The organism is Streptomyces sp. 4N509B, from assembly GCF_052245655.1.
In the GTDB taxonomy this organism is placed as follows: Bacteria; Actinomycetota; Actinomycetes; order Streptomycetales; family Streptomycetaceae; genus Streptomyces.
This window is the reverse complement of the sequence record NZ_JBQQBZ010000069.1, coordinates 1-14,254: the sequence shown is the minus strand read 5'-3', so window position 1 is coordinate 14,254 and position 14,254 is coordinate 1. Positions and strand designations below refer to the sequence as shown.

The window sequence follows — 14,254 nt, the reverse complement described above, 5'->3', positions numbered from 1 at the left end:
CCCGCTCCGGCATCGCCGGCCCACTGGCCGCCGCCCACCCCTCGACCGTCGCGGGATCGATCACCCGCCGACGCCCCACCACGTCGTCAAGCCCCACCAGACCACCCCCACCCCCGAGGCGCAACGCAACCCTGTCACAGCGTGACATCAGCGTAGCCCACCGTTATGACACGGCCAACGGTGGAGACGGACCCCTTCCCCGACGCCCCGCGTGGCGCCGCCCTGGGACGGCGTGCTCGGCGGCGTGATGCCCAACGGCCCGGGAGTATCCCGGACGCGAGCGAGACCGCTCAGCCCACTTAGCCTGTCGGTGTGATCAAGTGCGTTGCCCTCGACATCGGCGAGACCATCACTCGTGATGACCGCTACTGGTCGGCGTGGGCCGATTGGCTCCATGTGCCCCGCCACACCCTCTCCGCCCTGGTCGGAGCCGTCGTCGCGCAGGGCCGGGACAACGCGGACGCGATCCGGCTGCTACGCCCCGAGATCGACCTGCCAGCGGAGTACGAGGAGAGGGAGGCCGCCGGCCAGGGCGAGCGGCTGGACGAGTCGGACCTGTACGAGGACGTGCGGCCGGCGCTCGCCGCGCTCCGCGACGCCGGGGTGCGCGTCGTGGTGGCCGGGAACCAGACCTCTCGTGCGGGTGAGCTGCTGCGCGCGCTCGCCCTGCCCGTGGACGCCGTCGCGGTCTCCGGCGAGTGGGGCGTTGCGAAGCCCGACGCCGAGTTCTTCCTGCGGGTCGTGGACCTGGCTGCCGTGGCCGCCCCCAGTGCGGTGCTGTACGTGGGCGACCACCCGGTGAACGACGTCTATCCAGCACGCGCGTTCGGGCTGTCGACGGCACACATCCGGCGCGGTCCCTGGGGAAACCTGTGGGCGGACGACCCAGCCGTGCGGGCGTCGGCGGACTGGAGCATCGACAGCCTCACGCAGCTCGTCGACATCGTGAGCGGGTGATCTTCCAGAAGCACGTACCCGCGCGTGATCGCCCGGGTGCCGTTCGGTGTTGGCACTCCGAACCGGAGTAGGTGTGCCGGGAGTATGCCACCGCGTAAGGCCCTCCCGCTGAGGGGCGGCAGAGGCGAAATCCCCGTCCTGATCCGTTGGTAACGGATCAGGTGTGCCCGGGTGGGCCTGTCGGATCCGTTCGAGTGTGGGGACCGCGACGCCTGGACGGGTCCGGGCGCGCGACGCCTTCGGCTAGATCGTGTGCGTGGTCTCAGTACTCATGGTGGTGGCGGTCGCCAGCGCGGTATCGAGGCTGAGGCCGAGCGGTTGCGGGGCGTCTTCCGCGGCGAGTGGGCCCACCAGCCGCCCCTGGTCGCCGACGCGACGAGCATGGAGACTGGCACGCCGCCGCCCAGCGCGACCTCTTCAACCGCCTCATCGGACAGCTCTTCCACTGCCTCCACAAGCGCAAGCTGTTCGACGAAACGACAGACTTCCCACTCGTCACAACGTCACTCGCCGCTGTCGCTTGACGACTTGATGACGTGAGGTGTCTATGCTGGCGAGTAGACGACACGCGCGACAGGACGGGGTTCACCATGTCCGACTCTGCCGGCCCCGCTGACCGCCTGCGAGACATTCGCCGTCGCCGAGGACTCACGCAGGAAGGGCTCGCCGAGCGCGCCGGCCTGAGCCCCGCCACCGTCAAGAAGATCGAGCGTGGCGGCACCGCTCGTGTCGAGACCTACCACGCGCTCGCCCGCGCTCTCCACGTCCGAACGAGCGCGTTGTTCGACTCGCCGGGGCCGCACCAGTCCCTGCGTCACAACGACGACAACATCGACCTGATGCGGCTACGCCAGGCCGTCGTCCCGCCAGCCACGTTCCCGGGGCGGATGGACACCGTGGACGACGAACCCGATCTCGACCGGCTGCGGCACACCACCCGGTCGGTCGCGCTCGCCTACCACCGCGACGACTACGGCGAGGTCGCCGAGTTGCTTCCCGAGCTGGTCCGGTCGGCCCACGCGGCCGTGGAGCACTTCGACGGCGGACCGCAGCACACCGAGGCCCTTCGGCTGCGGGGGAACGTCCTCCAGATGGTCGGCCGCTACCTCACGCAGGTGCGCGCCCTGGACCTGGCCCAGATCGCGCTGAGGGACGCCGTGCGCGACGCCGTCGCGGCCGGCGACCGCTCCGGTGTCGCGGCGGCCGTCTACCAACAGGGCTGGTTGCTCATGCGGCAGGGCCGGCTGGACGAGGCGGAGCGCGTGAGCGTGGCGACGGCCGAGGAGGTGGAGCCCCGCATCTCCCGTGCCTCCCGCCAGAACCTGGGCGCGTGGGGGAAGCTGCTGGTCCACGCCAGCGCCGCCGCGGCGCGGAACAACCGGCCCCAGGACGCACGCGAGTTGCTCCGGCTGGCCCGCACGGCCGGCGCGGCGCTCGGTGGCGCGACGGCCGTGGAGGAGTCGAGTTGGGGCCGGTTCGACTGGCGCACCGTGGCGTTCCAGGGGATCGAGAACCACCTGGTGGCCGAGCGTCCCGACCGGGTGCTGAGCCTCGCGGCACGCATGCCGGCGACGTCCAACACCTTCAGGCGGCGACACCTGTTGGACGTGGCCCAGGCGCACGCGATGGTGCGCCAGCCGGACGAGGCCACCGCGATTCTCGCGGCGCTGCTCGACGACACACCGGAGTGGCTGCGGCACCAGCGGATGGCGGCCCACACGTTCCAGACCGCGCTGGCGGCGACGAAGCGTCGGCGCCTGTCCCCGCAACAGCGGCGCTTGGCGCGGTTCTTCGACGTCGCGTAGGGGCGATGGAACGTCGCCCTCCACGGCGGCGTGCTCGATGAACGGCTGCGTTCCGTATCTGTAGTCGATCGGTTATCCGCCGTAGTTTTCCTGGCGTCGACGGTCCCACGACACGTCAGGAGCCGCTCATGTCGTCCCAGCCCGCCCAGCGGAAGCCGCCCCGTTCCTCTCCGCTGCCGTCCTCTGTGCGACGGCCGGTGCGGGTGACGGTGCGCTGCCACCACTGTGAGGGGTGGATCTACAAGGACGAGACCGTCGAGCACGTCGAGCGGGACTGTCCGCGTCCGCGCCCGGAGCCGGGGCGGTGAGCGGGGTGGTGCCGGCTGACGAGCAGTCGGTCGGGTGGCGTGGTGACGTCACCTACCGGCCGACGGTGGGGGCGGTTCGGTGATCGGGGATCTTGGCGGCAACGGTAAGGAAGTGTTGCGGGACGTGGCGCATCCGTGGGTCGGGCGGCGCGTCGTCCATCCGGCCAGCGGGCGGACGGGTCGGTTGGGGCTGGTCATGCAGCACCTGCACTACGACCTGTTCGGCCGCGAGAAGTTGCTGTGGACCGAGGCGCACGTCCGACGGCTCGACGGCTCCGGCTGGGAGTGGCGCTTCGACCTCGACGACCTGGCACCCGTCGACGAGCAGCGACCGGGACCGGCCGGAGGCGTCGGCCGAAGACCGCCGTCGTAGAAGGATCCCGGCCGCCCCCGCAGCGGGGCGGTTCGGGTAAGTCCCCCGACCGGATCAGCCCCGAGCGGTCAAGCGGTGCGCCGCCGCTCCCGCCCCGGTCCGCCCCTTCGCTGGGGTGCCGCAACGCGGTGAGGGACACCCCCGCCCACCCCGGGACAGCTGATTCACACCCACAACCCCCGGGGTGGGCGGGCGACCAGGACCCCCGCCGGCCCGGCCGCGCGGGGACGCCGCCCGCCCCGCCTGATCCCCCGTCACGGCCGGGCGGGCGGCACCACCAGCACCGGCCGTCGCACAGGGGACGGCAGCGGCGAGGAGGATGCCGCGCTGCCGGGACTGCTACCGGAAGGACCTGACCCGGACGAAGGCGAAGGCCGTTGCCGGACGCGCGGACCCCCGCCGTACGAGGCGTGTGTGGGGCCGGCCCCCGAGCCGACGGCCCGTAGCCACGGGGGGCGGCGGAGGTCATGTCTTCGTGAGGACGAAGAACAGGAAGCACAGGAACCTGCCCGACTCCCTCTGCGCGAAGACCTCGGGGAACCGTTCGCGGGTGCCGGGTCCCGGGGCCGGTTCGCTGATGACGTCGATCCGGAAGCCGGCCGCGGTGAACGCGTCGGTGATGGCGTGCAGTGGCCGGTCCCAGAAGGTCATCAGGTGTTTGGTCCCGCCGAGTTCCCACCACTGGGAGGTGGGGCGGGTCGCGAAGTAGTCGGTTCCGGGCGGCGCCGACAGGTGGCTGACGAAGGGGTGGTGGACGGACCCGATGAGGCGGCCGCCGGGCCTCAGCACGCGCCGCAGTTCGGCCAGGGCCGTCGTCCAGTCCTCCAGGTAGTGCAGGACCAGGGAAGCGACGACGTCGTCGAACCCGGCGTCGGGGAAGGGCAGTGGGCCGCCCAGTTCGGCGCGTTCCAGCACCACGTCGTCGCCGAGCCGCCGCCGGGCCAGCGCCAGCATCCCGGCGCTGGAGTCGAAGCCGGCGACGACGGCGCCCCGCTCGCGCAGGGCCTCGGCCAGGGGGCCGTCGCCGCAGCCGGCGTCGAGGATCCGGCGGCCCGCCACGTCGCCCGCCAGGTCCACGATCGCGGGGCGCGCGTAGTAGGCGTTGAGGAGGCTGGTCTCGTTCTCGGCCGCGTACGCCTCGGCGAAGCTGTCGTAGTCGTTCGCCCTCTCCCCGGGCCCCGGGGGAGCCTCGACGGGGCTGACCCAGGACTCCTCCCCCCGGTCCGGCGGGGCGTCCGCCCCTTCCGCGGGGCTCTCGGGAGCGGCGGTCCCGCCGGTCGTTCCGGGACGGTTCGACATGGTCGACCTCGTTTGCTCGGGCCTCGGTGGGCGTGGCGGGAGATCCGCGGACCCCCGGGCGGTGAAGGGCACAGCGGCACCCTGAACGAGTGATTGGGTTTTGTCAATCACTCGCGGTCCGGCCCCGCGGCGGGCCGTCCGCTCCTCGGTACGCTGCCGGTCATGACCGAACGCCGGCTGGCGACCGACGCGGAGGCGAAGGCGCTCGCCTCCGCCCTCCGCCTGCGCATCCTGCGCATCTGCGTGCGGGAGCCGCGCACGAACAAGGAGATCGCGGCGATCCTCGGCCGGGACCCGGCCAGCGTGCTGCACCACACCAGGACGCTGGTCCGCACCGGGTTCCTGGAGGCGCAGGAGGAACGGCGCGGTGCGCGCGGCGCGCGAGAGATCCCGTATCTGGCGACGCGCAAGAGTTGGCAGATCGAAACGCCCGCGCTGGACCGGTCGATGCTCGACGCGTTCCTGGAGGAACTCGCCCTCGTCCCCGCGGCCGAGGCCGAGGGCGTCAGGATGGCGCTGCGCCTGCCACCGTCGCAGATGGAGGAGTTCCGCGCCCGGCTCAAGGATCTGCTGGAGGAGTTCGCCGCCCGCCCGGACGACCCGGCCGCGCCCGCCTGGTCGCTCTTCATGGTGGTGCACTCCGACCCGAACCGGCCCTGAGGGCGGCGTCCGTCCGCGGTTCCCAAATAGCGGAGTGAGCACTCACTCATTGACGGAGTGAGCACTCACTCCGTATCTTCGTGGGTATGACGGCACCCAAGGAGAACCAGACCACCCGCCGCCGCGCCCCCGGCATGTCGCCCGAGGAGCGGCGCGCGATGATCATCCAGACCGCGATCCCGCTGATCGCCGAGTACGGCGCGGCGGTCACCACCGCGAAGATCGCCCGTGCCGCGGGCATCGGCGAGGGCACGATCTTCCGGGTCTTCGCCGACAAGGAGGAGCTGCTTCACGCCTGCCTGGCGGAGGCGCTCTCCCCCGACCACGCGGTCCGCGAGCTCGGCGCGATCGAGCTGGACCAGCCGCTGCCCGAGCGGCTCGTGGAGGCGGTCCAGGCGTTGCAGGCGCACCTCGCCCGCATGGGCGCGATCGCCGGCTCGCTGCACGCCTCCGGGCATCGCGGCGGCAAACACCCCGGCACGGTGCGCGGCGCGGGTCGCCAGGAGTCGACGGCCCGCATCCGCGCGGCCCTCGCGGAGCTGCTGGAGCCCGACAGGGCCGCGCTGCGCCGGCCGCCGGAGCAGGTCGCGGCCCTCTTCTTCGGCCTGCTCTTCACCCACGCGCACATGGAGGACGAACCGGAGCTGACCACGCAGGGGTTGGTGGAGCTCTTCCTGCACGGCGCGCTCGCGGGGGGTGCGAAGTGAGCGTGCGCACGCGGCGCCTGCGGGCCTGCGGCCTCGCGGTCCTGGCGCCGGTCCTGGTGTGGCTGGTCGCGGACCCGGTGCTCGGGCACCCGCTGCGGATGGTCGACGGCGAGCAGACGCTCGACGTCGGCGCGGTGCCGGTGGCGACGGTCGCGTTGCTGGCGGCCCTCGCCGGCTGGGGGCTGCTGGCCGCCCTGGAGCGGTTCGGGGTGCGGCGCGCCCGCGCCGTCTGGGTCGGGGTGGCCGTCGCGGTCCTGGCCGTCTCCTTCCTGCCGTTGACCGGCGACGGCATGGACGGCGGCACCCGGGCCGCGCTGGCCCTGATGCACGTGGCGGTGGCGGCGGCGCTGGTCCCGGGCCTGGGCGCGACAGGCGGCGCCGACGCGACGCCGCGCGCGTCGGGGCGCGCCGCGAACAGCGTCGGCGGGGAACGAATCTGACGGGGCGTCATGCAGACGGAGGTGACCGCCGCCGTGCCCACGGCGATCCGCGACGGCCATGGTGGTCGGGAGGACGCCATGGCCGGGGCGCCGTGGGCGCGCCCGCGTGGCGGACGGACGCTCCCGTCGCGGGCGTCGTCGCTGCCCGCTCTTGTCCTCCCGTCAGGCGGACGGCCAGGCGCCCTATGGACTTAGGTAAGCCTTCCCTTACTATGGCGTGCGGTCCGCACAGCCACGCCTGGGAGGCACGGTGCCCGAGTCCCGTTCTGACGGCCCTGACGGCCCTGACGGCCCTGACGGCCCTGACAGTCCGCTGGACGACGCGCTCGCGTACTGGCGGGCCAGGCTGAGCCCACCGCCCCGTGAGGCGGTGCTCCCCACAGACTTTCCCTATCCCCAGGCCGGCGACACCGGCGAGCGCGCCGCCGTGACCGTTCCCCTGCCGGCGGAGGCCGACCGGGCCACGGAAGCGCAGCGGCTGGCCGCGTTCGTCGCGCTGCTGCACCGCTACGGCACGGAGGACGTCACCGTCGGCTGGCGTGGGCTGCCGCTGCGCGTCGCGGTGTCGGGGGACGTGCCGTTCGCCGAACTGGCGCGGCGTGTCGCCGGGGCGTGTGAGGAGGCCGAGGCGCACCGCGTGCCGCCGGACGCGCTGGCCGGCGCGCTCGCACCCGAACCCACCCGGGGCGGCGGGCTGTTCTTCAACACCGGCTACGACGGCCCGGCAGCGACGCTCGACCTGGCGTTGGGCGCCACGGGTGACGAGGTCGTCGTCACCTACCGGCCGGACCTCCTCGGCGCGGAGAGCGCCGGGCGCGTGGCGGGGCACTACGCCACGCTGCTCGCCGACGGCACGGCGAATCCCGACACGCCCGTCGGCGAGCTGGCCTTACTGACCGCCGAGGAGGAGCACCGCGTCCTGCGCGAGTGGAACGCCACCGAGCACGACGTGCCGCTCCTGACCTGGCCCGAGCTCTTCGCCCGCCAGGTCGCCGAGCGGCCGGACGCCACGGCCCTCGTCCACGACGACACCTGCCTGAGCTACGCCGAACTCGCCGCGCGCGCAGGCCGTCTCGCCCACGTCCTCCGCGCGCGCGGCGCCGGGCCTGACACCGTCGTCGCCCTCGCCGTGCCGCGCTCCGCCGAGATGATCGTCGCCGAGGTCGCCGTCCTGGTCTCCGGCGCCGCCTACCTCCCGCTCGACACCGACTACCCCGCCGACCGCCTCGCCTACATGCTGGCCGACGCCGCCCCCGCCTGCGTCGTCACCACCCGCGAGGCCGCCCCCCAGGTGGCGGACGCCGGGGTCCCGTTGCTGGTGCTCGACGATCCGGCGACGGAGCGGGAGCTGGCCCAGGCCCAGGTCCAGACCCAGGCCCCGGCCTCGCCGGCCGCCGGGCACGGGACGGGCCCGCACGGGCTGACGACGCGGCACGCCGCCTACGTCATCTACACCTCCGGCTCCACCGGGCGCCCCAAGGGCGTCGTCCTCACCCACGGCGGCGTCGCGAAGCTCGTCGCCACCCAGCGCGAACGCTGCGGCGTCGGCCCCGACAGCCGCGTCCTCCAGTTCGCCTCGCCCAGCTTCGACGTCGCCTTCTGGGACCTCTGCCTCGGCCTCCTGTCGGGCGGCACCCTCGTCGTCGTGCCGGCGGAACGCCGCGTCGCGGGCGCGCCGTTGGCCGACTACGCCAACGCCCACGACGTCACGTTCATGATCCTGCCGCCCGCGCTGCTGGCCGCGATGCCCGAGGACGTGACCCTCCCCCCGACGGCGACGCTGCTCGCCGGCACCGAGCGCGTCTCCCCCGAGCTGACAGGCCGCTACGCCGCCGGCCGGCGGATGTTCAACGCCTACGGGCCCACCGAGGCCACCACCAACTCCACCCTCGGCCTGTGCTCCCCCGAACTGCCGCCCGGCGCGATCGTCCCCATCGGCGTGCCCGACCCCGGCACCCGCGCCCTCGTCCTCGACGCCCGCCTGAAGCCCGTCCCGGTCGGCGTCGCGGGGGAGCTGTACCTGGCCGGCGAGGGCCTGGCCCGCTGCTACCTGGGGCGGCCCGCCCTCACGGCGGAACGCTTCGTCGCCGACCCGTTCGGCCCGCCCGGGACCCGCGCCTACCGCACCGGGGACCTGGTGCGGTGGCGTGCCGACGGGCAGCTGGAGTTCCTGGGGCGGGCCGACGCGCAGGTGAAGATCCGTGGCTTCCGGATCGAGCCGGGCGAGATCGAGTCGACGCTCCGCGCCCACCCGGCCGTCGACCAGGCGGCTGTCGTCGTCCGCGAGGACCGGCCGGGGGACCGGCGGCTCGCGGCGTACGTCGTGCCCGCGCTGGACGCCGAGCAGGCGGTGGTGGAGGAGGAGGCGGCGACGACGGAGCAGACGGCGACGGAGCAGGCGGCGGCCGGCGCCGCCGGTGCCGCCGGCGCGGCGGGCGCGGCGGGCGTCGCGGGCGTCGCGCGGTGGAAAGACGTGCACGAGCTGCTGTACGCGGCCAGCGGCGCCGACCGCGACGGCTTCGCGGGCTGGAACAGCATGTACGACGGCCTGCCCCTCCCCGCCGACGAGATGCGCGCGTGGCGGGCGGCCACGGTCGAGCGGATCCGCGAGCTGCGCCCGCGCCGCGTGCTGGAGATCGGCGTCGGCTCGGGGCTGCTGCTGACCGCCCTGGCGGGGGAGTGCGAGAGCTACTGGGGCACCGACCTCTCCGAGGAGGCCGTCGCCGCGCTGCGCGCCCGCGTCACCTCGCCGCCCGGCGGTGAGGTGCGCCTGTCGGCGCAGCCCGCGCACGACACGCGGGGCCTGCCCGAGGGCCACTTCGACACGATCGTCGTCAACTCCGTCGTCCAGTACTTCCCGAGCGTGGACTACCTCGGCGAGGTGCTGCGCCGCGCCGCCCGCCTCCTCGCGCCGGGCGGCCGCATCCTCGTCGGCGACGTGCGGAACCTGCGGCTGCTGCGCTGCCTGCGCGCCGCCGTCGCCACCCGCCGCGCGGCAGGCGGCAGCGAGAAGGAGGCGCTGCGGGAGGCCGTGGAGCAGGCCGTGGCGTGGGAGGGGGAGCTGCTGCTCGACCCCGACTACTTCGCCACGCTCGACGGCTTCACCGCCGACATCCGCCTGCGGCGCGGCACCCACCACAACGAGCTGACCCGGTACCGGTACGACGTCGTCCTCACGCCGGACCGGGACCGGGAGCCGGAGCGGGAACGGGCCGGCGGGCCCTCGCCCGAGGTGGATGTCTGGCCGTGGGGCGCGGCCGGCGCCCAGGCCGTGGCGGAGGAGCTGGCCGCCCGGGTCGAGGAGCCGGGGCAGGCGCCCCCGGCTGCGCTGCGGGTCACGGGCGTGCCCAACGCCCGCCTCGCCCCCGACCTCGCGGCCCTCCACGCCCTCGACGACAGCAGCCACCAGGCCGCCGGGCCCGCCGTGCCCGCCGCCGACCCGGAGGAGCTGTGCCGGCTCGGCGAACGCCTCGGGTACCGGGCCGTCGCCACGTGGCACGCGGCGGCGGACGACGGCGCGTTCGACGTCGTCTTCACCCGCGACGGCAGCGACGGCAGCGGCGACGACGGGGCGGGCGGGGCGGGAGCGGCCGTCGCGCCCTACGCGCCCGCCGGGGTGTTCCCGCACGCCAACCGGCCCGCGCCCTTCCGGGACGTGGCCGCCCTCATGCGGGACGTCCGCGCCCATGCCGCCGACTGGCTGCCGCCGTACATGGTCCCCGCCGCGCTCGTGCCCGTGCGCCGGCTGCCCGTCACCCCCAGCGGCAAGCTCGACGCCGCCGCGCTCCCCGCCCCCGACTACGCCGCCCTCAGCGCCGGACGCGCCCCCCGCGACCCGCGCGAGGAACTGCTGTGCGCCGCCACCGCCGAGGTGTTGGGGCTGCCGGCGGTCACCATCGACGACGACTTCCTCGCCCTCGGCGGCGACAGCATCAGCGCCGTCCAGCTGCTGATCCGCGCGAGGGAACGCGGCCTCGTCCTCGCCGTCCGCGACGTCTTCCAGCACCGCACCGTCGCCGAACTCGCCGTCGTCGCGAGGGAGGTGGAGGAGGGCCCCGGGGGCGAGGAGGCGCCGCTGCCGGGGTTCGGGCCCGAGGCGTTCGCGGAGGCGGAGCTGCCCGTCGAGGTGGCGGAGGTGCTGCCGACGAGCCCGCTCCAGGCCGGCTTCTTCTTCCACGCCCAGCTTGACGGCCGCGACCGCGACGCGTACGTGGTCCAGCAGGTCGTCGACCTCGAGGGCACCGGCCCCGAGGGCACCGGCCTTGATGGCACCGGCCACGGCGGCACCGGCCACGGCATCGACGGCGAGCGGCTGAGGCGCGCCGCGCAGGCGCTCGTGGACCGGCACGCGCCGCTGCGCGCGTTCTTCCTCCCCCACCCCGAGGATCCGGGCGGGCCGCCGGCGCAGCTCGTCGCCCGCCGCCTGGAGCTGCCGTGGCGCGAGGTCGACCTCACCGCCCAGCAGGACCCCGCGCTGCGGACCCAGCTCGCCGACGCCGTCGCCGCCGACGAGCGCGCCCACCCGTTCGACCTCGCCGAGCCGCCGCTGCTGCGCTGCGCGCTGGTGCGCCTGGCCGCCGACCGGGCCCGGCTGGTGCTGACCTTCCACCACATCGTCGCCGACGGCTGGTCGCTGCCTGTCCTCCACCGCGAGCTGCTGGCGGCCTACGAGGGGCGCGCGCTGCCACCTGTCACGCCCTACCGCGAGCACCTGCGCCACCTCGCCCGCCAGGACGCGGAGGCGGCGCGCGCGGCGTGGCGGGCCGCGCTCGCCGACGTCGAGGAGCCGACGCGGCTGCCGCGCTCCGTGCTGCCCGCCGTCGTCGGCGAGGGCAGCAGGCCGAGGCCGGCCCACGTGCGGGTCGAGATGCCGGCCGAGGAGGCGACGCGGCTTTCGGCCCGCGCCCGCGAGCTGGGTGTCACGCCCGGCACGCTGGTGCAGGCGGCCTGGGGGCTGCTGCTCAGCCGTCTGACGGGGCGTCAGGACGTGGTGTTCGGCACCACCGTCGCGGGGCGCGACGCCGAGGTGCCGGGCGTCGCCGACATGGTCGGCCTCTTCATCAACACCCTCCCCACCCGCCTGCGGTGGCGGCCCGCCGACACCCTCGGCGAGCTCGCCACGCGCTTCCGGGCCGAGCAGACGCGGCTGCTGGGCCACCACCACCTCGGGCTCGCCGAGATCCAGCGCGCGGCGACGGGCGGCGGCGCGGCCGGCGGCGGCGCGGGCGAGCTGTTCGACACGCTCGTCGTCATCGAGAACTACCCCACCGGCACCGGCACCGGCACCGGCACCGACGGCGGCGGCCTGCGGATCGCCGGGCACGCCTTCCACGACGCCGTGCACTACCCGCTCGCGCTCGTCGTCACGCTGGGCGGCGGTGTGCTGGACCTGCGGCTGAAGTACCACGCGGAACGCGTCCCCGCCGCGCGCGCCGAGCGGCTGGCGGCGGCCCTCGCCCACACGCTGCGGGCCCTGGCCGCCGACCCCGGCGCGCGGGCCGCCGCCCTCGACCCGTTGGCCGGCAACGGCAACGGCCTCGGCCCCGACTCCGACCCCGGTACCGAGGCCGCCGACGACGTGGACGCGGTCCTCGCCCCGTCGCTCCCCACCCTGGCCGGCGCGTCCCGCCCCCTCACCCCCACGACGCTGCCCGCCGCGCTCCACGCCCAGGCCGCCCGCACCCCCGACGCCACGGCCGTCGTCGCCGAGGACGCCACCCTCGACCACGCCACGCTCGCCGCCCGCGCCGGCGCCCTCGCCGCCCGCCTCGCGGCCCAGGGCGCGGGCCCCGGCACGGTCGTCGCCGTGGCCGTACCCCGCTCCTCCTCGCTGATGGTCGCCCTCGTCGGCGTCCTCACCTCCGGCGCCGCCTACCTCCCCCTCGACCTCGACTATCCGGCCGACCGCCTCGCGTACATGCTCGCCGACTCCGGCGCGCGCCTCGTCGTGACGACGCCCGAGGCGGCCGGGCGGCTGCCGCGCACGGCCCTCGACGGGCTGACCGTCCTGCACGTCGACGCCCCGGGTGCCCCCGGCGAGGCGGCGCGGGCCGTCACCCCGCCCCGGCCCGACGACGCGGCGTACGTCCTGTACACCTCGGGCTCCACGGGCCGCCCCAAGGGCGTCGTCGTCAGCCACGCCGCCATCGTCAACCGCCTCGCCTGGATGCAGCACGCCTACGGCCTCACGCCCGCCGACCGCGTGCTCCAGAAGACGCCGTCCTCCTTCGACGTCTCCGTCTGGGAGTTCTTCTGGCCCCTCCTCGAAGGCGCCGCCGTCGTCCTCGCCCGCCCCGACGGGCACCGCGACCCGGCCTACCTCGCCGACCTCGTCCGCGAGCAGGGCGTCACCACGCTCCACTTCGTGCCGGCGATGCTGGCCGCGTTCCTCGCCACCGAGGAGGTCCTCGCCGACACGACGTGGGCGGCGCCGCTGCGCCGCGTCCTCGCCAGCGGCGAGGCGCTGCCGGCCGAGGTCGCCGCCCGCTGGCACGCCGTCAGCGGCGGCGTGCCGCTGCACAACCTCTACGGCCCCACCGAGGCCGCCGTCGACGTCACCTCCCACCCCTACGACCCGGCCGCGCAGCCCGCCCACCTCGCGACCGTGCCCATCGGCCGGCCGGTGTGGAACACCCGCGTGTACGTGCTCGACGCGGCGCTGCGGCCGGTGCCGCCGGGCGTGCCGGGCGAGCTGTACCTGGCGGGCGTCCAGCTGGCCCGTGGGTACCACGGGCGGCCTGGGCTGACCGCCGAGCGCTTCGTCGCCGACCCGTTCGGCCCGCCCGGGTCGCGGCTCTACCGCACCGGCGACCTGGTCAGCCTGCGGCCCGAGGGCGGCGGCGTCCTCGACTACCTCGGCCGCACCGACCGTCAGGTCAAGCTGCGCGGCAACCGGATCGAGCCCGGCGAGGTCGAGGCCGTCCTCACCCGCCAGCCCGGCGTCGCGCAGGCCGCCGTCACCGTCCACGACGGTACCGAGCTCGTGGCCTACGTCGTGGGCACGCAGGGCGGCACGCACGTCAGCGGGGGTGGCCCGGACGTCGAGGCGTTGGCCCGCGCGCTGGCCGCCGAACTCCCGGCGCCGCTGCTGCCCACGGCCTACGTCGTCCTGCCCGCCCTGCCGTCGACCCCCAGCGGCAAGCTCGACCGGGCCGCGCTGCCCGCCCCCGCCGCCGCCCCCGAACGGGCGGGCGGCGGCGCCCCGCGCGCCCCCCGCACCCCCGCCGAGGCGACCCTGACCCGCGTGTTCGCCGAGGTCCTCGGCCTGCCGGCGGAACGCGTCGGCGCGGACGGCGACTTCTTCCTCCTCGGCGGCGACAGCATCAGCTCCATCGGCGTCTCCAGCCGCGCCCGCCGCGCCGGGCTGGCGGTGAGCCCTCGCGACGTCTTCGACCGCCGCAACCCGGCCGCGCTCGCCGCCGCGCTCCCCGCCACCGCGACGACCACCGCGACGACCACCGCGACGACGACGGGGGCGGGGGAGGCGGCGGCCACGGCACCCGCCGCCGACGGCCCGCTCCTCGACCTCACCCCCGAGGAACGCGCACGGGTCGCCGCGACCGCGCCCGGCCCCGTCGCGGAGGTGTGGCCCCTGACGCCCCTCCAGGAGGGCCTGTTCTTCCACGCCGCCTACGACGAGTCCGCCCTCGACGTCTACACCGTCTTCGAGTCCTTCGACCTCGCCCCGCCCGCCGCCCCCCTCGAC

Annotated in this window: 9 protein-coding genes and 1 pseudogene; 9 read left to right on the top strand and 1 reads right to left on the bottom strand. The window is 75.4% G+C overall.

The window, feature by feature from the left end:
- Window positions 1-312 precede the first annotated feature (312 nt).
- The 5 genes and pseudogenes from ACTWP5_RS31690 (at window position 313) to ACTWP5_RS31670 (ending at window position 3,443) form a co-directional block, all read left to right on the top strand.
- On the top strand, window positions 313-957 hold the full coding sequence (locus tag ACTWP5_RS31690; RefSeq protein WP_443224639.1) for an HAD family hydrolase: 645 nt from the start codon (window positions 313-315) through the stop codon (window positions 955-957).
- A 353-nt stretch (window positions 958-1,310) separates the two neighbouring features.
- Window positions 1,311-1,481: pseudogene (locus ACTWP5_RS31685) on the top strand (IS110 family transposase); the annotation flags it as partial.
- Window positions 1,482-1,547: 66 nt separating this feature from the next.
- The gene (locus ACTWP5_RS31680) at window positions 1,548-2,762 is read left to right on the top strand and encodes a helix-turn-helix transcriptional regulator (RefSeq protein WP_443224638.1); all 1,215 of its coding nucleotides are present in this window, start codon (window positions 1,548-1,550) and stop codon (window positions 2,760-2,762) included.
- Window positions 2,763-2,890: 128 nt separating this feature from the next.
- The gene (locus tag ACTWP5_RS31675; protein WP_443224637.1) at window positions 2,891-3,070 is read left to right on the top strand and encodes a hypothetical protein; all 180 of its coding nucleotides are present in this window, start codon (window positions 2,891-2,893) and stop codon (window positions 3,068-3,070) included.
- Between the two features lie 124 nt (window positions 3,071-3,194).
- Complete coding sequence (locus tag ACTWP5_RS31670; RefSeq protein ID WP_443224636.1) at window positions 3,195-3,443, top strand: hypothetical protein; 249 nt, start codon at window positions 3,195-3,197, stop codon at window positions 3,441-3,443.
- Window positions 3,444-3,908: 465 nt separating this feature from the next.
- Here ACTWP5_RS31670 and ACTWP5_RS31665 read toward each other — a convergent pair whose 3' ends face one another.
- Entirely contained in the window at window positions 3,909-4,742 is an 834-nt protein-coding gene (locus ACTWP5_RS31665) for a methyltransferase domain-containing protein (protein ID WP_443224635.1), read from the bottom strand.
- Window positions 4,743-4,904: 162 nt separating this feature from the next.
- Here ACTWP5_RS31665 and ACTWP5_RS31660 point away from each other — a divergent pair, with 162 nt between their 5' ends.
- The 4 genes from ACTWP5_RS31660 to ACTWP5_RS31645 form a co-directional block, all read left to right on the top strand.
- Complete coding sequence (locus ACTWP5_RS31660; RefSeq protein ID WP_443224634.1) at window positions 4,905-5,402, top strand: ArsR/SmtB family transcription factor; 498 nt, start codon at window positions 4,905-4,907, stop codon at window positions 5,400-5,402.
- Window positions 5,403-5,488: 86 nt separating this feature from the next.
- Window positions 5,489-6,109 carry a TetR/AcrR family transcriptional regulator gene (locus tag ACTWP5_RS31655; RefSeq protein ID WP_443224633.1) on the top strand — a complete coding sequence of 207 codons (621 nt, stop codon included), beginning with the start codon at window positions 5,489-5,491 and terminating at the stop codon, window positions 6,107-6,109.
- Window positions 6,106-6,549 carry a DUF6069 family protein gene (locus ACTWP5_RS31650; protein WP_443224632.1) on the top strand — a complete coding sequence of 148 codons (444 nt, stop codon included), beginning with the start codon at window positions 6,106-6,108 and terminating at the stop codon, window positions 6,547-6,549. Before ACTWP5_RS31655 ends, ACTWP5_RS31650 begins: the two co-directional genes overlap by 4 nt.
- Before the next feature lie 370 nt (window positions 6,550-6,919).
- On the top strand, window positions 6,920-14,254 hold a 7,335-nt coding region (locus tag ACTWP5_RS31645), incomplete at its 3' end, for an amino acid adenylation domain-containing protein (protein ID WP_443224631.1).

Coding starts and splice junctions, on each gene's coding strand:
- ACTWP5_RS31680 (WP_443224638.1), top strand. CDS start 1,548: ATGTCCGACTCTGCCGGCCCCGCTGACCGCCTGCGAGACATTCGCCGT.
- ACTWP5_RS31665 (WP_443224635.1), bottom strand. CDS start 4,742: ATGTCGAACCGTCCCGGAACGACCGGCGGGACCGCCGCTCCCGAGAGC.
- ACTWP5_RS31655 (WP_443224633.1), top strand. CDS start 5,489: ATGACGGCACCCAAGGAGAACCAGACCACCCGCCGCCGCGCCCCCGGC.
- ACTWP5_RS31675 (WP_443224637.1), top strand. CDS start 2,891: ATGTCGTCCCAGCCCGCCCAGCGGAAGCCGCCCCGTTCCTCTCCGCTG.
- ACTWP5_RS31660 (WP_443224634.1), top strand. CDS start 4,905: ATGACCGAACGCCGGCTGGCGACCGACGCGGAGGCGAAGGCGCTCGCC.